Raw genomic sequence first — 19,595 nt, 5'->3', positions numbered from 1 at the left:
GAAATTGAATTAAGCAGTTGGAATGGTGTTTTAGTATATGTTATATAAAAGTGAATTATTAAAACATGATATAATTTACGTAGTAAATAAAGAAAAGTGGGATGTAAATGAAAAAGCATATTGAAGTTGTTGCAGCAGTAATAAAAAAGGATAATAAATATTTCTGCGCACAAAGAAAAGATTCTGGTGAACTTGCTAAAAAGTGGGAGTTTCCAGGTGGAAAAGTTGAAGCGGGTGAAACTCCAGAACAAGCTTTAAAAAGAGAATTGATGGAAGAATTAGAGATTGATATTAAAATAAATAAATTTATAATGACGGTAGAACATGAGTATAATTCATTTGAACTAACAATGCATGCATTTCTATGTGAAACTGATAAAGAGATTGTTTTAACTGAGCACCTAGATAGTAAATGGCTTTTAATTGATCAATTAAGTGATTTAGATTGGGCTGCTGCCGATCTTCCGATTGTAGATAAATTAAAAGAGGTTTAAAAATGGATGATAAGATAAAAAAATCATTAGTAGATAAGAGTGTTTTATCTTTTGAATATAATCCTCAAATTCTTGTTAATGAGAATAGTAAAAATATTAAAAGAAAACTAATAGAAAACTTGAATGATTCAAATAGAATTGATATAGCAGTAAGTTATGTAGTTTGGTCTGGACTCAGTTTAATTTACGATCATTTTAAAAAGTTTGATAAGACTAGTAGATTATTAATAACAACAGAAGGTCTTGTTACCGATATCTTGTCATTACAAAAGCTTTTAGAACTTGATCTATCGGTTAAGGTTTATAATCCATATAGAAATGATAAAGGATTTCATTTAAAAACATACTTTTTTGAAAAAGAAGAATTAAGAACTTTAATTGTTGGTAGCAATAATATTTCATCGAGAGCACTTGGTATTGTTCATGAAATGGCAATAGAAGTTGATTCAAGTAAAGATGGATATATTGTCGATAAGTATGGTGAAACATTTGAGAATTTGTGGAATGATCAGTTAAGCGTAGATTTAACTGAAGATTTTATCTTGGGATATAGTGAAATATATAATGAAAAGATGCTTATGGATGAGCATTTTTTCTCGTTAAGTTTAGATAATAATCATATAAAACCAAACTATATGCAAGAGAAAGCTTTAGTTGCTCTAGAAGAATGTAGAAGTTTATATGACAGAGGATTAGTTATTGCTGCAACAGGAACAGGTAAAACATATTTATCTGCTTTTGATGTTAGAAATTCAGAAGCAAAGAAAGTTTTATTTTTAGTTCATAACAGACTTATATTATCATCAGCAATAAAAACATTTAAAAATATATTTAGAAATAAGAAGGTTGTTGAACTTGATTCATCAAATTTAAGAGAAGTTGAAGCTGCAGATTTTATATTCACAACAGATAAAACTGCATATAGTTATTTATATAGAAAAGTATCTAATGATTTTTTTGATTATATAATATATGATGAGGCTCATAAAATAGGTAGTGAAACAAAATATAATGAGTTAATTAACTATTTTACCCCTAAATTCACACTAGGAATAACAGCTACTCCAGAAAGAACTGATGATCCGAAGCATCTATTTGAAACATTCAAATATAGTATTCCATACGAAATAAGATTGTTAGATGCACTTAATAATGAACTTGTGTGTCCTTTTACATATTATGGATTACAAATTGAAGATAAGTTATTGGAAGACAAAGAAAAATTTGATTATAAAGAACTAGCAATCTATATTAAGAAAATTATAGATGAAAAAGGTCATTATGGTGAAAAATTAAAAGGAATAGTATTTACATCAAATATTAGTGAAGCAATTGAACTAAGTAATATGCTAAATAGTGAAGGAATAAGAACAACGGCTGCAGTTAGTGGACAAGGAAGCTTTGAAGATATAGAAAACGATATTAAGTCTTTAGAATCGAATGATAGAGATACATTAGAACTAATATGTACAGTTAATAAGTTTAATGAAGGTGTTGATATACCAAGTATAAACACAATAATAATGGTTAGAAACACTACGTCATCAATTATTTATCTACAACAATTAGGAAGAGGATTAAGAAGAACGTTTGATCCTAATAAATATGTTACTGTTTTTGATATTATTGGTAATTCAAAAAACAATTATTCTATTGCTGAAGTATTAACCGGTAATTCAACAGTTGATAAAAGAAAACTATTTAGATATGCAAATTCAAATTTTGAAACTGTATCGCCATTTATTAATGTTGAAATAGAAAAGACTGCAATGGAGAACATTATTAAGTCTATTTCAAATGATTTTAAAGTTAAAACAAAAATTAAGAATAGATTTAGAGATGAGTTATATAAATATGAAACTATTCCTACACTAAAAGAGATGTATAATAGTAAGCAATTCCTTGAAATGGATTTATTACAATTATTACATAGAAATTTTTATGATCCATTTGATGAATACTATGAGAAAAAATATAATATCAAAAGAGGCAATAAGTTTATAGGGAATTTTTTAACTTTGATTACACAGTTCGTATTTAGAGGTTATAGTAGTGATGTATTAAAAGAGTATGTGGCATTATTAAGAGGAAATCCTAGTAACGATGAGACGTTGAAGAGTATTTTACTTCCAAATGAATACATTAATGGAAGAAGTACATCTATAAATAGCAATTATTATAAAAAAGGAAATGATTTTTTAACTCCATTTGAAAAAGTTGGAGATAAGATCGTTATAAATGTTGAAGTTATTAAAGAGCTTGACAGATTAAATGCTATTGATTTATATAAAGAACACCTGGAGTTATTTGAAGAAATTAGTAAAAAAGATTCGTACATAATGAAGCCTTTTGATTTAGTTGATAAAGGAGAATTCTTATTTAATGTTGGTGCAAAAGATTGTTATATGAATGTTGTAGGTGAGAGAATTGATCACAATAAAAAAACTGTATATTGCACAATACAAGTAACTGATAAAAAATCATTTTATGATAATTATATTGTAGATAGAAATAGAATTATTTATTATACACAAGGATCAAATACAAAGAATCAAGCAATCGAAAAAGTTAATAAGTTCGTGAACGAAAAGTATAAGTTTTATATCTGTGCACAGTTTCCACATTTAGGATATGAATCAACTTCATATTTTAACCTAGGGGATGTGAGAATAAGCAATATATCAGATGTTAAAACAACAGATAAGGGTAAATATAATCATGAGATTGAGTTTGAATTAGAAACTGAATTCCCAGCTGAGTTTTTTATTAATAATTAATAAGTAAAGGGGAACTATAAAATGGAATTAAGAAACTTAAAGACAATGGGTATTGCATGGTTTATATCGCGTAAATATGGTGAAGCAATAGATATAAAACATCAAAATTGGGAAAATGCTAGTGAACTTGATACTAGAATATCGGCATATAATAGAAGTAGAAAAGACCATTATATGTATCTTAGAAAAGCTCTAGAAGCTAAAGATAGTATCGGAAGAAATACTATTGGGCTTAGTGTCGATGAAATAAAGAAGATGGCAGCAGAGATATGTGTTTTGCTGCTTAAGGAGAGTATGTAGTGATAGGTGCAATAATAGGGGATGTTGTTGGATCGACATTAGAGTTTAAAAATAATAAAACTAAGGATTTTTCACTTTTTGAATATAACAAAGAAATAACTGACGATAGTATATTAACTATGGCAGTTTTTTCTGCTTTAGAGAAGTGTAATAATGATTATCAAAATATAGGTAATTTTGTTGCAAATGAATTTATTAGTTTCTACAAGAAATATCCAAATCCTATGGGAGCATATGGTGCAAGCTTTGAAAATTGGTGTATTAATTCGATAAAGAGTAATGGGATACAACCTCCATATAATAGTTATGGAAATGGTGCTGCAATGCGTATAAGCCCTGTAGCATACTTTTCATCTAGTATGGAAGAATGTATTAAATTATCAAGAATAATCACAGGAATAACACATAATCATCTGGAAGGAATAAAAGGTGCTGAGGCAAATTTCATCTGTTATATATATGGCATTAAACTGTAAGAATAAACAGGAGATCAAAGAGTATATTAATGATAACTATTACGTGTTAGATAAGACGTGTAATGAGATTAGAAAAAGCTATACTTTTAATGAGACTTGTATGGGGACTGTTCCTGAAGCAATAGAGTCATTTTTAGAATCTACTTGTTATGAAGATGCAATTAGAATTGCTATTTCACTTGGAGGAGACGCAGATACTATAGGTGCCATAACAGGATCAATGGCTGAAGCTTATTATGGTATACCAGAGAGTATAGAAGAAAAATGCTTTGAATTCCTAGATAAAGAATCTAAAGATATATCAAGAAGAATGATTTATAAGAGAGAAAGTGTTGCAAATAGATATTTGGAAACAAAAGGGCAACTATTTAAAGAAGGATTTTTCTTTGCTAGATATTCAGTAAGTGATATGGATGGAAGACCAAATAGTAGACAAAAGAATTTTATGTTTACATATAATAATAAAAGATATGAATGTAGAAACGGATTAGATTTTATAGTTGTAAATGAAGATAGTAGTACTAATAGAATGAATGAGAATGAATTTATGTTTTTTATAGATGAGATAAGATTATTTTTATATAGAAGATTTTCTATGTTTATAGGGAGTGTAGAGGATGCTTATGCTAATACGCTATTAGAATTATCAAATAATTTTTGGAAAGGAAAAAAAGAGTGATGAATATACCTAAAGAAACAATTGAACAAATAAAATTCTATTCTAAATCAGGAGATTTTAATAACTATCAAATAGCAAATAGAAAGTATTTACTTAACCAGATTTTAAGGCAAATTAAACTACCGATTGAGAAGTATTATATATCAATAAACGCTTTAAATTTATGGAAAGAAATGTTTGGTGGGCCAATTATGGATTATTGGTATAATAAGAAAATAAAAGCGTTAGTTGATGGAAATATTACAAGATTTGTTGGAGCTAAAAAAGATGGAAGTTATGGATCTATAAGCAGTGGTAGTAGTGTTGAATATAGATCAGTTTTTCATGATGATCATATTATTCCAATTTCTAAACTAGTTGATGAATTAATGAATAGTGATAACTTAACTGATGAATTAATATGCTCAGTTGTTAATAAAATCAGTGTCTGTAGAATGCTGAAAGTTGAAGATAGAAGCGTACCTAGATTAAAAGGAAGAGAAACAGAAGAACAAGTTATTAATGTAATATATAGGAATAAAGGGATTGAAGTTCTGAAAATGGTAGATGTTAACTTTGAAAAATGATATGATTATAAAATTTGCGCTATATATTCAAAGTATGGCTTGTGAATAGTTTGTTTAAAAATGATGATTTTTTCATAGCATAATTTAAATAACTATTATTCTTGTAAAACTATAGAAATGGGATAGGTGAAAAATGAAGAAAGTACTAAAGTCTTTGAAAACAGTTAATTATCGATTATGGGTAGCTTTATTGTTATTATTGTTACTACCAACTATATATCAAACTGTTAGAATTTATTTTTTAGGGGAAATGCCTGATTCATGGGGAATAAATATTGCTAGTCAGTTACAATGGGTGAATTTGTTCTATGAAGTTATTCAAGAAGCATTAATATTACCTATATTTTTTATATTAGGGAAATCAGTATTGAATAAAACTGAGTTTTCTGCAAAAGTTAAAAGTGGATTACTTGTTACAGGTATTATATATACTGTATTATCATTAGTAATTATTCTGTTTGCAAATCCACTTGTTAGATTTATGGCACAGGATCAAACATTAATTGATTCTACAGTTACATACATTAGAATTGAAACAATTGCTGCACTCTTTGCTACACTTGTTAAGTTTATTATGGTAGTGTTAGTTACAATAAAAAAAGATAAAACAATGTATGTTCTATTATCTGTTCAAATGTGTCTTTCAATTATATTAGATATGTTTTTAATAAGTTCATTATCTTTTTCGTTAAAACTAGGTGTTAATGGAATAGCAATTACAAATATTATTGTTAATTTAGTAATGCTTTCGGTTGCAATTTTAATGCTAAAAAAAGAGGGAATAAATATCTTAAAAAAAGAAAAACTTCAAATTGAGTGGATGAAAGAATGGCTATCTATTGGTAGGTTTTCAGGCTTAGAGTCATTCTTAAGAAATACGGCATTTATGATTATGGTAGTTAGAATGGTTAATGTTGTATCAGAACAAGGAAACTATTGGGTTGCTAATAATTTTATATGGGGATGGTTATTGTTACCAGGTTTAGCACTTGCTGATTTAGTAAAACAAGAAACGGCTTCAAATAAAGAAAATATTAGAAATAAAACATTTGGATATATTACATTAACGGCTATATTTGCAGTTATTTGGCTATTATCAATTCCACTTTGGAAACCATTTTTACAACATGTAATGAATGTTAAAGATTATAATACTGTTTTCTATATTGTTTTAATTCAAACAGGGTTCTATATAACATTTCTTTTTAATAGTTGCATTTTTGATGCAACTTTCTATGGTAGAGGAAAGACTCAATATATGTTAATTCAATCATTATTTATTGATGTTTTTTATTATGGAGTTATGTTTATCTTATATTTAACAGGTGTTTTTATTCCTACGCTAACAGGTATATCTATTATGTTTGGAGTAGGAATGTTGCTTGATTTTATACCAACGATGTTTATTTATGTAGTGATGTTAAAGAAAGAAAATATTAAAATAGATTTTAAGCTTGATAGTATAAAGTAAAATAAGATCTTGAATATAATGCTAGAATATAAGTATTTCGATCATATTCTAAATAAAACAGATTAATACTAATGATTTCAAGTATAACTGAAATGAAAACTGCTAATTTATTAAGGTAGTTTTACGCTTTTAGATATTTGTAAAAAGAAGACTTAGATATACCAAGTATGGTTAATGCTTCATTAGAACTAATCTCTTTAGATTTAAACTTACTTGCAATAACATAAAAATTATCAGGTAACGTAAGCTTAGGGCGTCCCATGTGGATGCCCTTTTCTTTTGCTAGTCTAATACCTTCGGCTTGACGCTGCTTAATATTATCACGTTCATTTTCAGCAACAAATGATAATACTTGTAGTACTATATCACTAATAAACTTACCAACTAAATTTTCTGGTTGTATTCTAGTATCTAAAAGAGGCATATCAAGTACTTTGATATCTGCCCCTATTTTTTTTGTTATATAAGACCATTCATCAATGATCATTTCATAGTTTCTACCTAATCTATCAATGCTCTTAACTATTAATAAATCGCCTTCTTTAAGTTTACTTTTAAGTTTTAAGTAAGACTTTCTTTCAAAGTCTTTTCCACTTTGCTTATCTATAAAAATGTTTTTCTTTGGTAAATCTAATCTTTCTATTTCATCTAATTGTCTATCAATTGATTGTGTAATAGATGAAACTCTAATGTATGCATATGTTTTAGTCATAAAAATCCTCCTGTATGTAAAATGCAAGATTTATTTTAACACTAATATATATCAAACGTAGATATTTTCTTAAAAGGTACACCTTTTAAAACTCAATAATATATATGCTGATCCTATCACTTTTTTAATAATTTATCAAGTTTATATAAAATTAAAAGAAGTTTCTAAATACTTTACTTTAAAAATAGAAGTCTTAAAAGGTGTACCTTAAAGGAATCTCTTAAAACAGAAAGAGTGAAATATGAATCCAGTATTAAAATGGGTTGGGGGAAAAAGGCAGTTACTTAACAAAATAAAAGAACTAATGCCTAAAGAGTATGATTGCTACTACGAGCCTTTTATTGGCGGTGGCGCTTTATTATTTGATATTGAACCTAAAAGAGCAGTTATTAATGACATGAATAGTGAACTTGTTAATGTTTATAAAGTATTAAGTAATAAGAACGAATATGTAAAACTTATTAGCAAACTTGATGAGCATCAGTTTAATCATTCAAAAGAATATTATTATAGTATTAGAGAACTAGATAGAAGTGATGATTATAAACTACTTCCTAAACATGAGAAGGCAGCCAGAATCATTTATCTTAATAAAGCGGGGTATAACGGATTATATAGAGTTAATAGTAAAGGTTACTACAATGTTCCTTTTGGCCAAAAAGAAAAAGTTAATTTATATTCAAAAGAAAATATAGATGAAGTAAACAAATTCTTTTGTAATAATGATATAAAAATTGTAAATGTTGATTTTGAAGAAGCCGTTAGTGAAGCAAAAAAAGGTGATTTCGTATATTTTGATCCGCCTTATGATAACTTAGATAATAAAGAGTCGTTTACATCGTACACAAAAGATAGTTTTACAAGAGAAGATCAAATAAGGCTTTTTAATACATTTGAAATTCTTAGCAAACTTGGAGTAAAAGTAATGCTTAGTAATCATTATACTGAGTTTATAAAGGAATTATATAAAGACTATAAGATTAAAGTCGTATCTGCTAAAAGACTTGTTAATTCTAATTCTAACGGTCGAGGTGATGTGTTAGAGGTTATTATAACTAATTATGACTAATAAGTATTATTCAAAAGAAAACTTTGTTCTTTATAATGGTGATTCATTTGAAATATTAAAAAAGATAAAAAAGAAATCAGTTGATATGATATTTGCTGATCCACCTTATTTTCTATCTAATAATGGAATAACTTGTAACAGTGGGAAAATGGTTTCTGTTAATAAAGGAAAATGGGATTCTACTTTAATGACTACAAATGAAAAACTAAAGTTCAATAGAAGATGGATAAAGTTATGTGAAAGTGTACTTAAAGATACTGGAACTATTTGGATATCTGGAACGTTTCATAATATTTATATAGTTGGTGTTGCATTAGAACTTGAAGGATTTGAGGTTATTAATAATATCACATGGAGAAAGTTAAATCCTCCACCACACCTTGCTAAAAAAGCATTTACTCATTCGACTGAAACTGTTCTTTGGGCTAGAAAAAAAGGTTTTAAGAATTATTTTAATTATGATTTAATGAAAACTATTAATAATAATAAACAGATGAAAGATGTTTGGGATTTTGGATTAACTAAACCTAGTGAGAAAAAAGAAGGAAAACATCCAACACAAAAACCACTTGCATTACTAGAAAGAATTATACTAGCATCAACAAAGGAAAATGATCTTATATTAGATCCTTTTAATGGTAGTGGAACAACAGGCATAGCAGCAAGTAAATTGAATAGGAAATATATAGGTATAGAGCTAGAAAGTGAATACCTAGATTTAACGATAAGAAGATATGAGAAGGGAATAAGTAATAATGAATAATAGAAGTTTTGATAAATTAATAAGTGAATTAAAAAGTACTATAACATCATATGACTATTATGTTAATTTTGATAAAGTATTTAAAGAAGTAAAAGATGTTAAATACAATTTGAATATTTTAAATCATTTGATAGGACAAAAAAGCTTTGATGAAGAATTTAAAAAAATGCTGGATAAGAATCCTGATGTTGTAAGTGTATTACCAATTTTGCTTGCAGTAAGAGAAAACAAACTTGATATTCTAGATAATAATGTAATAGTTTCATATGACTTCAAAGAAAATATGGATAAGAATTATTATCTTGAATTTATATATAAGACTAGACTTATAGAATTGTTTAGAGATCTGAGAATTAAAAATTTTGTTGATTATGTTACAGGTATTGAAGTAGGTCTTGATACTAATGGAAGAAAAAATAGAAGTGGAACAGCAATGGGTATGTTAGTAGAGAAGTTTGTTAGTGGAATAAATGATACAGCTTGGTCTAAAGAAGCAACACAAAGTAAAATAAAAACTGATTTAGGTATTGAAATTGATGAGAAGTACTTTGAATATACCGGAAATAAGAGATTTGATTTTGTTCTAAAGAGTAAGAATAATCACTTATTCCTCATAGAAACAAACTTTTATCGTACATCAGGATCTAAACTGAACGAAACATCAAGAAGTTATATAAAACTTGCTGAAGATTTAAAGAATGTTCCTAATGTAACATTTGTTTGGATCACCGATGGACTTGGATGGTTAAAAACAAAGAATAATCTAAAAGATGCATATAATAAAATAGAATATGTCTTTAATGTTAGTGACCTAGAAAACGGATTACTAGAAGAATTAATATTAAATAAGTAAAATAGCATTATTTTGTGTATAATATTTATGAGGTAATGTTATGGAAAAATTTAGTTTATTACAATACACAAAAAAAATAATCGAAAAACTTGATAATGAAAATCTATATATTACACATATTAATATTGCCTATAAATTTATTAGTTATTATGAAAATAATATTGGTAATATAGATAGTATTACAGAAGAACATTTTGATAATATGATTTCTGCTGTGTATGAACGATATATCGAAAGTGACAGTGCAGATATTCTAGATGAGATTATTGAGAATATATTAAATGAAGATAGCTTAGTATGATAAATACTGGCTTTTTTTATTAAAATTAATAATAATTTGACATATGATCCAAAAAATGATCTAATTAAATAAAGGATGTTTTTTTGGAGGGATATTATATGAATAAAGATTTAAAAAAGCTTTTAGAACAATTTAAAAGTGAGAACTATTCATCGGCTAATTGGAGTGAAGAAAAAATATTTACATTATTTTGTATGAAGTATTTTTTCTATGAAGCAAGTTTTGCACCAAGTGAAGCAGAAGAGTATGTGGTTGATGGAGCTAATGATGGAGGAATTGATGCTGTATTTAATGATCCTAACAGTGATGAAAACGATGTAATAATAATTCAATCTAAACTTTATAAAACATCTAAATTAACAGCTGATATGTTAATTGGTGATGTAACAAAGATTAATTCAACGTTAGTAGATTTTAAAAAAAATGAGTTTGAACATTTAAACAGAAATGTTCAAAGCAAACTATCGCTTGCGATGGATCAAATTCAAAATGATGGTAAAGTTGTTATTCATTATTTTACAAGTTATGAGACAAAAACAAAAGTAGAATATAATTCATTTAATAAAAGAGTAAATGATTTAAAACTCGAGTATGAAGTTGTCATTCATTTTGGACAAGATGTTCTTGAAACCGTTAATCTAGTAGAAAGTGGTAATATGTCTGTACCTAATGCTAAACTTTCAATTGATAAGACTGACAACTATTTAGAATATGAAGAATCAATAATTGCAAATGTTAATGCAAAATCAATTCTAGACTTATATAATAATTTTAAAGATAAAGGTCTTTTTGCTCAAAATTTAAGATATTATATAAAAGATAAGAATGTTGATAAAGGAATAAAAGAAACATTAAAAGATGAACCGGAAAACTTTTGGTTTTATAATAATGGATTAATAATAATGGCTGATGACTTAGATATATCAGGAAAAGAGATTAAACTTACAAATTTTTCTATAATTAATGGTGGACAAACAACTTCTTTAATTGGATTAAATGGTAATCTAGTAAGAAATTTAGATATCTATGTTCCAGTAAAGATTATTAAAACAGGAATGAAAGTATTTAGGGAAGGAGATGATTTTGCATCTAAAGTTGCAAGAGCATCAAACTCACAAAAAGCTATTAAAGCGAAAGATTTAATGTCAAATAAAAAAGAACAAATAGAATTAAAGTCTAAACTAAGTTTGATCGGTGTTTATTATGAATTAAAACGCGGTGAAAAACGAGCTGATAAATATAAAAAATTTTTATACGCTAAAATAGATCAAGTTACAAAGCTCTTAGCAACATCAATACTTCAAATTCCTGGTACTGCAAGATCAAACACTAATAAACTTTATTCGGAAGGATTGTATTACAATATCTTCTCGCAGGAAACAAAAGCAGAAGTTGTAAAAGACTTGTTAATTCTTGAGAAATATTATAAAGCTTATCAAAAACAAAGAAAAAGCGAATTTTCAGTTGATGAAATGAAATACGGTATTATGAACAATGGTTTTTATTTTGTAATATCCTCATTAGTATTGGCAATAGCAATCCAAAGGAGAGTTATTGATTTTAATACTAAAGATTTATGGGATAATGAAGATAGAAGAAAGCAATTATTAAAACCTTTAAGTAAAATTGATAGACTATTTGTTAATAAGGAGCAAGATGAAGAGCGATATATATTCAGTATATATGATATTTTGTTAACAAGAATAGCGAGCAGATATGAAGTGCATAAAGAAGTAAGTGAGCAGAATGGTGATATTGTTGTCCCAAGTAACTTCACAAAACTTGATGCGAATTATTATAAGCACATTGTTCCGCACATTTATATATTGATGGCAAATAAAGAACTTCAAGATTTAATAAGTAAGGTGTTCATAAATGATTGAACTTATAAGAAATCCATCATATGATTTTTTAGTCAATCAAGTTGAGATTGCTAGTAAAAATATTGTTTTATGTACACCAGACTTAGATGATGATATTATAAGTGATATTTTACTATATAAGAACAAAGATGTTAAAGTTACGTTAATTACATCATTAAATATTGCGTCATTTCTTGAAAAAGAAAACATGATTAGTTTATACAATAAAATGATTAATGAAAAAAATGAAATCTATAATTATAAAAACTTTAATGCAAGATTTTATGTTTTTGATGATGAAATAGTTTGGATAACTTCAAGTTCACTAACTAAAGAAGGATTAAATACTAATTATGAGTATGGTATTTTAACTAATGAAGAAAAAATAATAAAAGAAGTTGTATTAGATTATAGAAATATAATAAAAGATAAAGATTCTAAAAGTTTAGTTAATAAAGATGTTGTGAATATAAGTAAGAATGTTCAAACACTTAAGAATAATAATGTCGAAGTTGTTAATCAAAAGTTAGAATTAAAAGCTAATGATATCTTATCGTTAAAAAATACACTTCGTGGATGGAATTATATTGTGTTTGAGGCTATAGATAAGAATATACTAAAAGAAACATTTGTACTTAGTGATATATATGAATACGAAGAAGAATTCAAAAAAAGTTATCCTACTAACAATTTTATAAAGGATAAGATAAGACAGATATTACAAAATTTAAGAAACTTAGGATTTATTGAATTTATAGATGATAATGGAACTTATAAAAAGAATTGGAAGAATAAATAAATTAACCAAATATGTTCTGTGCAGTTAACATTTATTTAATGATATAATAGAAGCAAATGATTATAAATAAGGTGATTACGTGGAAAAATGGAATAAGTTTTGTGATGAGATAGATAAATTAAAAACAAGCAAAACGAATGAAAATGTAGTTCAACAATTAATAGAAAATGTTTTATCTGAATTATTAAATTGGTCTAAGTTAAATGGTGAAATTGTTTCTAGAATGGAAATACCTATTGGTGCAAATAATCGATTAATACCAGATGTAATATTAAAAAAAGATAATAAAAACATAATTGTGATAGAACTAAAGAAAGTAACAAAACAAAATACAGTTCGAATTACACAACAACTAAAATCATATATGAGACAGTTAAAATTGAAATATGGAATTTTTATTGGTAATAAAATAGAATTTTTCTATGATGATGATGCATACAATGAAATCGATCCAGTTAAAGTAGTATCAATTGATATAGAAAAAGGTAATATGGTGGGTGTCGAATTATTTAGTATTATTGATAAAAATACAATTGATAATAAAAAGTTGGAGGAATTCTCAGTGAAATATTTGAAGAAAGAAATATCACAAATTGAAGCTAAACAGATAGAAAAAGAATTAAATGGCAGTAATGAATTAATTAACAAAATATTTGTTAAAGGATTAGAACAAGAATATAAAGAAGATGTTCTTGAATATTTGAAAAACAATTTAAGTGTAGAAATTAAAAAAACCAATGCTAAAACAGAAGTAACAAATAAACAGCAAATTGAAAAAGAATATGAAAGTAAAGTTTTTGAATTTAGAGGTGTTAGATATATGATATTTCCGATAGGAAGCAAATTATCAAAGTATCCCCATTTAATAGATTTGGATAGTAATCAAATTCCCGCACAGCAATTAACAATATGCCGTGACTATTTGGATGGATATGGATTTGACTTACCAAGTGACCCGAATAAAATAGTTACTCATAGTGCAATAAGATTATTGTATAAAGTTTTAAATGATGACCCATTAACAAGTAGAGAAAAAAGTTTTTTAAGATAACTATAAAAGAAATATCAAAACTAAATATATCATTTCCCATTATTCTATAGAACAACATGCTTTTATGGATGCGTATAAAAACAGATATTATAGAGAAACAAAAAATAGTTTTAATGTTGTTAATAATGCCTGAAAATATAGAAAGTAATGAAAGAAAACTGAATATAGTGTTTTATAATATATGCGAGATTAAGGTGGTATAATCAAAATGATTATTCTGCTTTTTTTGTATAAATAACAGAAAGTGCTAAAAAGTTAAATAGATTTAATAACTAAATATTGGTATAATATGATTAAGTAATCAAGAGGAAGATTTATTTATGGAAAGAGTAATTAAAGTAAGATCTAAAGGAAGAGTATTTGTTAAACCTAATCGAACTGTTGTTACAATGAATGTTGAAACAAGAGGCGTTAGATATGATGATGCAGTTAATGATGCTAATTCTGTTGTTGAAGATTTAGTTCACGGTATAAGTAGAAGAGGTATTAATAAAGAAGATATAAAAACTACTTATTATAATGTGAGGGCTGAATATAGTGATGATAATAAAGAAAGAATTGTTAAAGGATTCTTATGTACACAAGCACTAAAAATTGAATTTGATTTAGATAATAGAAAACTAGGCGAGATTTTAGAAATAGTTTCAGGTTTTAACACAACAATTCGATTTGATATTGAATTTACAGTTGAAGATACTGATAGTGTTATTGAAGCAGTTTTAATTGATGCTACTAAAAATGCAACAAAAAAAGCTAACATGATAGCTAGAGCATCAAACGTTAGCTTAGGAAACATTTTGGCGATCGATAACAAAACTAATGAATATGGATTTGTATCAGCAACTAGATTTAATATGGATGCTAATACAAAGTCATCATATAGAATGAGTATTGAACCGGAGAATATTGAAGTAAGTGAATATTTAGAATTTATTTTTGAAATAAAATAAAGTATTGTAAATGAAATAAACGTTCAATAAAAAATAACTGCCACATTAAGGTAGTTGTTTTTTTTCAGTTATATAATTTTTATAAGCATAGTATCCACTGCTATAATATTTATAAATATTATCGTTGAGTGATTTTGGGCTAATAATAATCGCGTGTTTTCCAAATCTACTAAAATATTGCATTATTTGCCCATAAGAACAATTAAAATAATATAAATCATTTTCTATTTTACTCAATTTTGGTCTATGTAGATATATTGATTTATATAGTTCAACACCTTTGCTAGTTAATTTGACAATGATTTCATCAAGTTCTTCCTCATAAATCGGATATTGAGGTCCAAGTTCAATCATTCTATCTAATAAGTTTTTTTGTTTTAATGTTACTTCTGATGGTTGATTTAAAATTGTTATGTTTTTTATTTTTGATAATCTATATGTGAATATTTTATTGTTATTAACTGCTAATAAATAATTAAAAAGTTCTTCTTTAGAACTTGAAAGTTTATAAGGGGACACTTCATTATTTTTAAGTAGGGTAAAGAAAATTTTTTTATTTTCTTTAATTGCTTTACTAATCAATTCGTACTCGTCCTTAAATATTATTTTTTCTCTCTCGTTTTGAGGTAATTTTGAATAAGATGTAAATAAACTTCGATAAAATGATGATATTCCCGTATTAGGAACTAAGTAATCATTGATATAGTTAAAAACCTTTAGAGTATTCTTTGTTGGTTTAATAGCAATACTTTTATCAAAACGTTCATTGGTTAAATCTAAAATATATTCATCAATTTTATCTGTAATTTCAAGTGCTAAAAAATAAACATCTTTATCAGTGATTTTTTTGGATTTAATTAAGTGATCACTAATTAAATTGAATGTATGATTCTTTTTATCGTTATAATCATTGTAATAATTTGAAATTAGGGTTGTGAAAAAAAGATTTTGATTTAATGAACCATTTTTCTTATAGAAACCAAAAAGCTCCATATCTTTATTTAAGATTTCAAAAACGCTTCTTTGAATATTTACTTTAATTTTTTCTTCCATTTTTACACCTCTTTTCTCTAATATACCATAAAAAGTGGTCAAAAAATAAAGAAATTTTTAAGATGAATGACTATAGTATAAAAAGGTGGTCAAACTATTAATATAAAATGAGACTTTTAGTTTATAAAAAATAAACATATAATTGATGTGTAGAACAAAAGGAGATGTTAAAAATGAAATTATCAATTAAAGAAGCGATGAAAATGATTGCAAGATTTGAAAATGATATTCAAGAACTATTGGATATAGAAAGACGTGAATCATTTATTATTTACTTAGCAAATGAAGAGGTAACAAAGACTGATTATATATTTGATAAAGCAAATAGCAATCTTGATCTTTACCAAGAACAAATTAGACAAATTAAAAATGCAATAAATAAAGCGAATTTGACTACTAAAACCGATTATAAAGATTTAGTAATATCTGAAGCTCTAATCTTATTAGCACAAAAAAACAATAATCAAATACGTTTAAATGAATTAGCAAGTTATAAACAAGTTACTCGTAAAACTTCTTACGAAGGAATAATTGAATATAACGAAAGATTGTATGATATTAATATAGTGCGTGAATTGTTAAAACAAAATACCGAAGACATTCACAAGCTACAGACTGCAATTGATAAAGCTAATATTTTAACGGAAATAGAGATTTAAATATTTTCCCTGGCTTAACTTTTAAAATAGAACTTGGTTAATGATACGTTATTGTTTATTCATTATCTATTATTATTTATTTGTTATTGTATATAGTTAAAATAACGGGATGATTGATCAAGAATACTAAGCCTAAAAACTTTTTTGGATAAGTAAGTATGGGTTATAGCTTATCTAGCAGGGATACTTTTAGTATCCTTGTTTTTTATTTTGTTCAGATTTTGTATATATATATTTCAATGTGCATAACTTGCAAAATATATAAAAATAAGAGTATAATGAAAATATACCCCCCATATAGGGGATAGGAGATGATTGAATGAAACATAATGAGGCACTTAAAAGCTTAAGAGTAGCAAAAGGACAAATTGAAGCTGTAGTTAAAATGACAGAAGAGGATAGATATTGTATTGATATATCAACACAAATAAATGCGACTATTGCATTATTAAAAAAAGCACAAGCAGATATATTAAGTAATCATTTAAAAAGTTGTGTACTAGAATCTATTGAAGCTGGCGATGTAGATTTAAAGATTGAAGAGATTAATAAACTAATTAAAAAATTAGTATGAAAGAGGTATAAAGATATGGATGAAAAACATAATCATCATCATAATCATGATGAAGAAAAAAATACTAAGAAACATGAACACAATCATAATGAACATATGGAGCATCATAATCATATAGATAATAATATGCATATGATTCATAAGCATGATGAAGTTAATAATGGTAAACATAATCACCACAATCATATGAATCATGGAGGACATGATCACAATAAAATGATTAAAGAGTATAAAAACCTATTTTTCCTATCTTTGATATTAACACTCCCAATAGTTTTACTATCACCTATGGTTCAAGAACTACTTAAGTTTACATTAAGATTTAAATATGACCAAATTGTAGTTTTTGTTCTTGCAACAGTACTAGTTTTAATTGGTGGTAAGCCATTCTTTGTAGGAGCAAAAGATGAGTTAAAGAAGAAAGGTCCTGCTATGATGAGTTTAATTTCACTTGCCGTGGGTATTAGTTACATATATAGTAGTGCGATTGTTTTTGGACTTAAAGGTCATGACTTTTTTTGGGAACTTGCAACTTTAATTACAATAATGCTCCTTGGCCATTATCTAGAGATGAAGTCCGCAGTTGCTGCAAGTAATGCATTAACTAGTCTTACTAAATTAATGCCTAGTGAAGCAAATTTAGTTCGTGAAGATAAAATAGTTGTTACTAAAATATCCGATTTAAAAATATCTGACATCGTAATAGTTAAACCCGGTGATAAAGTTCCGGTTGATGGAATTATTACTGAAGGAAAATCAACGCTTGACGAATCGATGATTACAGGGGAATCTGTTCCAGTTTTAAAAGAAATTAATGATGATGTTATTGGAGGAACGATTAATGGTGATGGAAGTATTTATGTAAGAGTTACTAAACTTGGGAAAGATACTTATCTTGAACAAGTAATAACACTTGTTAATGATGCACAAATGAATCGTTCTAAAACTCAAAGACTTGCAGATACATTTGCTAAATATTTATTCTACCTTGCTATAGTGATAGCATCAATAACAGCAATCGTTTGGTCATTTAGTGGTAAACCAGCAGATTTCGTGTTAGAAAGAGTGGTTACCGTAGTTATTATTGCATGTCCACATGCACTTGGTGTTGCAATTCCCCTTGTTACTAGTGTATCTACAAGTATTGCAGCTAAAAATGGATTGTTGATTAAAAAGCGTGAACGTTTTGAAAATGCAAGAAAAATAAATGCAGTGGTTTTTGATAAAACAGGTACTTTAACAGAAGGGAAGTTTTATGTAAGTCATATTCATACATATGGTGAAACAAAAGAAAATGTTATTAATTATGCATATAGTTTAGAGAAATATTCTAATCATCCTATAGCTAAAGGAATAACTGAATATGCCCTTACTAATAACTCTAAATCACTAAAAGTTACAGATTTTGCTAATACTCCTGGTGTTGGGATTGAAGGATTTATTGATAATAAAAAATATTATATCGTATCTCCTGCATACTTAACTAAAAATGGAATTAACTTTGATAACCATCATCACCATGAAATGAGCGAAGATGGGTTAACAGTTATTTATTTAGTGCAAGAAGATAAAGTTATTGCATCATTTGCATTAGAAGATAAAATTAAAGAATCTTCATATCAAGTAGTAAAAGATTTAAAAGAAAAAGGAATAAGAACAATTCTTTTAACTGGTGATAATTCTGGTGTTGCAGCAAAAGTAGGTAAAAAGCTAGAAATTGACGAAGTTATAGCAGAAGTATTACCACATCAAAAATCAGAAAAAATTAGAGACTTAAAAGCAAAAGGTTATATTGTGGCAATGACTGGAGATGGAATCAATGACGCTCCTGCACTTGCAGAGGCTGATCTGGGTATTGCAATTGGTGCTGGTACTGATGTTGCTATTGATACAGCTGATGTTATTTTGGTTAAGTCAAATCCAAAAGATGTCATTGCATTATTAGAATTATCTAAAAAAACATATAATAAGATGATTCAAAACTTAATATGGGCAACAGCATACAATTTAATAACATTGCCACTTGCTGCTGGTATTTTATATAATCAAGGATTCATTTTACCTCCTGCAATTGGAGCTATATTAATGTCTGCATCATCAATAGTTGTTGCGGTAAATGCAAAGCTTTTAAGAATAAAAAAGTAGTACATTTTATATGAAATTAAATTCATATACATCAGAACACT

Annotated in this window: 20 protein-coding genes; 18 read left to right on the top strand and 2 right to left on the bottom strand. The window is 26.8% G+C overall.

The genetic code is table 11. The features are described from left to right. Positions 1 to 107: 107 nt before the first annotated feature. From EXC62_RS01255 to EXC62_RS01230, 7 genes are all read left to right on the top strand, one after another. On the top strand, positions 108 to 494 hold the full coding sequence (locus tag EXC62_RS01255) for a (deoxy)nucleoside triphosphate pyrophosphohydrolase (RefSeq protein WP_026390419.1): 387 nt from the start codon (positions 108 to 110) through the stop codon (positions 492 to 494). Positions 495 to 496: 2 nt separating this feature from the next. Then, the gene (locus EXC62_RS01250; protein WP_026390418.1) at positions 497 to 3,271 is read left to right on the top strand and encodes a DEAD/DEAH box helicase family protein; all 2,775 of its coding nucleotides are present in this window, start codon (positions 497 to 499) and stop codon (positions 3,269 to 3,271) included. Between the two features lie 21 nt (positions 3,272 to 3,292). Continuing rightward, positions 3,293 to 3,571, top strand: coding sequence for a hypothetical protein (locus tag EXC62_RS01245; protein ID WP_026390417.1), 279 nt, complete (start codon positions 3,293 to 3,295; stop codon positions 3,569 to 3,571). Further along, a complete protein-coding gene (locus EXC62_RS08965) occupies positions 3,571 to 4,047 on the top strand; it encodes an ADP-ribosylglycohydrolase family protein (RefSeq protein WP_052589839.1) in 477 nt (158 codons plus the stop codon). Before EXC62_RS01245 ends, EXC62_RS08965 begins: the two co-directional genes overlap by 1 nt. Then, the gene (locus EXC62_RS08960) at positions 4,001 to 4,726 is read left to right on the top strand and encodes an ADP-ribosylglycohydrolase family protein (RefSeq protein WP_197724319.1); all 726 of its coding nucleotides are present in this window, start codon (positions 4,001 to 4,003) and stop codon (positions 4,724 to 4,726) included. Before EXC62_RS08965 ends, EXC62_RS08960 begins: the two co-directional genes overlap by 47 nt. Further along, the gene (locus EXC62_RS01235; RefSeq protein ID WP_162140177.1) at positions 4,726 to 5,292 is read left to right on the top strand and encodes a hypothetical protein; all 567 of its coding nucleotides are present in this window, start codon (positions 4,726 to 4,728) and stop codon (positions 5,290 to 5,292) included. Before EXC62_RS08960 ends, EXC62_RS01235 begins: the two co-directional genes overlap by 1 nt. 133 nt (positions 5,293 to 5,425) lie before the next feature. After that, entirely contained in the window at positions 5,426 to 6,763 is a 1,338-nt protein-coding gene (locus EXC62_RS01230; RefSeq protein WP_026390415.1) for an MATE family Na+-driven efflux transporter, read from the top strand. A gap of 121 nt (positions 6,764 to 6,884) precedes the next feature. Here the strand turns inward: EXC62_RS01230 and EXC62_RS01225 are convergent, their stop codons facing one another. Then, complete coding sequence (locus EXC62_RS01225) at positions 6,885 to 7,475, bottom strand: recombinase family protein (protein ID WP_026390414.1); 591 nt, start codon at positions 7,473 to 7,475, stop codon at positions 6,885 to 6,887. A 241-nt stretch (positions 7,476 to 7,716) separates the two neighbouring features. Between EXC62_RS01225 and EXC62_RS01220 the strand changes: the two genes are divergently transcribed. The 8 genes from EXC62_RS01220 to EXC62_RS01185 all read left to right on the top strand — a co-directional run bounded on the left by EXC62_RS01220 (position 7,717) and on the right by EXC62_RS01185 (position 15,123). Further along, positions 7,717 to 8,544, top strand: coding sequence for a DNA adenine methylase (locus tag EXC62_RS01220; RefSeq protein ID WP_026390413.1), 828 nt, complete (start codon positions 7,717 to 7,719; stop codon positions 8,542 to 8,544). Further along, complete coding sequence (locus tag EXC62_RS01215) at positions 8,537 to 9,307, top strand: DNA-methyltransferase (protein ID WP_035375687.1); 771 nt, start codon at positions 8,537 to 8,539, stop codon at positions 9,305 to 9,307. Before EXC62_RS01220 ends, EXC62_RS01215 begins: the two co-directional genes overlap by 8 nt. Further along, a complete protein-coding gene (locus tag EXC62_RS01210; RefSeq protein WP_026390412.1) occupies positions 9,300 to 10,160 on the top strand; it encodes a type II restriction endonuclease in 861 nt (286 codons plus the stop codon). The genes EXC62_RS01215 and EXC62_RS01210 overlap by 8 nt, the downstream gene beginning before the upstream one ends. A gap of 40 nt (positions 10,161 to 10,200) precedes the next feature. Continuing rightward, positions 10,201 to 10,461: a hypothetical protein gene (locus tag EXC62_RS01205; protein WP_162140176.1), complete on the top strand. Its 261-nt coding sequence runs from the start codon at positions 10,201 to 10,203 to the stop codon at positions 10,459 to 10,461. A gap of 98 nt (positions 10,462 to 10,559) precedes the next feature. Beyond that, a complete protein-coding gene (locus EXC62_RS01200) occupies positions 10,560 to 12,344 on the top strand; it encodes an AIPR family protein (protein ID WP_162140175.1) in 1,785 nt (594 codons plus the stop codon). Continuing rightward, positions 12,337 to 13,122 (top strand): phospholipase D-like domain-containing protein, encoded by a 786-nt coding sequence (locus EXC62_RS08955; RefSeq protein WP_052589832.1) that lies wholly within the window; start codon positions 12,337 to 12,339, stop codon positions 13,120 to 13,122. The genes EXC62_RS01200 and EXC62_RS08955 overlap by 8 nt, the downstream gene beginning before the upstream one ends. Positions 13,123 to 13,201: 79 nt before the next feature. After that, positions 13,202 to 14,173 (top strand): type I restriction enzyme HsdR N-terminal domain-containing protein, encoded by a 972-nt coding sequence (locus EXC62_RS01190; RefSeq protein ID WP_026390409.1) that lies wholly within the window; start codon positions 13,202 to 13,204, stop codon positions 14,171 to 14,173. A 320-nt stretch (positions 14,174 to 14,493) separates the two neighbouring features. Continuing rightward, positions 14,494 to 15,123 (top strand): SIMPL domain-containing protein, encoded by a 630-nt coding sequence (locus EXC62_RS01185; protein ID WP_026390408.1) that lies wholly within the window; start codon positions 14,494 to 14,496, stop codon positions 15,121 to 15,123. 45 nt (positions 15,124 to 15,168) lie between these two features. Here the strand turns inward: EXC62_RS01185 and EXC62_RS01180 are convergent, their stop codons facing one another. Continuing rightward, entirely contained in the window at positions 15,169 to 16,176 is a 1,008-nt protein-coding gene (locus EXC62_RS01180) for a WYL domain-containing protein (RefSeq protein WP_026390407.1), read from the bottom strand. Between the two features lie 173 nt (positions 16,177 to 16,349). Between EXC62_RS01180 and EXC62_RS01175 the strand changes: the two genes are divergently transcribed. From EXC62_RS01175 to EXC62_RS01170, 3 genes are all read left to right on the top strand, one after another. Continuing rightward, a complete protein-coding gene (locus EXC62_RS01175) occupies positions 16,350 to 16,835 on the top strand; it encodes a hypothetical protein (protein ID WP_026390406.1) in 486 nt (161 codons plus the stop codon). 319 nt (positions 16,836 to 17,154) lie between these two features. Further along, a complete protein-coding gene (locus EXC62_RS08765; protein WP_162140174.1) occupies positions 17,155 to 17,409 on the top strand; it encodes a metal-sensing transcriptional repressor in 255 nt (84 codons plus the stop codon). Between the two features lie 15 nt (positions 17,410 to 17,424). Next, entirely contained in the window at positions 17,425 to 19,554 is a 2,130-nt protein-coding gene (locus EXC62_RS01170) for a copper-translocating P-type ATPase (RefSeq protein ID WP_026390405.1), read from the top strand. Positions 19,555 to 19,595: the final 41 nt, after the last annotated feature.

Origin of the sequence: Haploplasma axanthum (assembly GCF_900660745.1) — a bacterium.
Lineage (GTDB): Bacteria > Bacillota_I > Bacilli_A > Acholeplasmatales > Acholeplasmataceae > Haploplasma > Haploplasma axanthum.
This window is presented reverse-complemented; position numbering and strand designations above follow the sequence as displayed.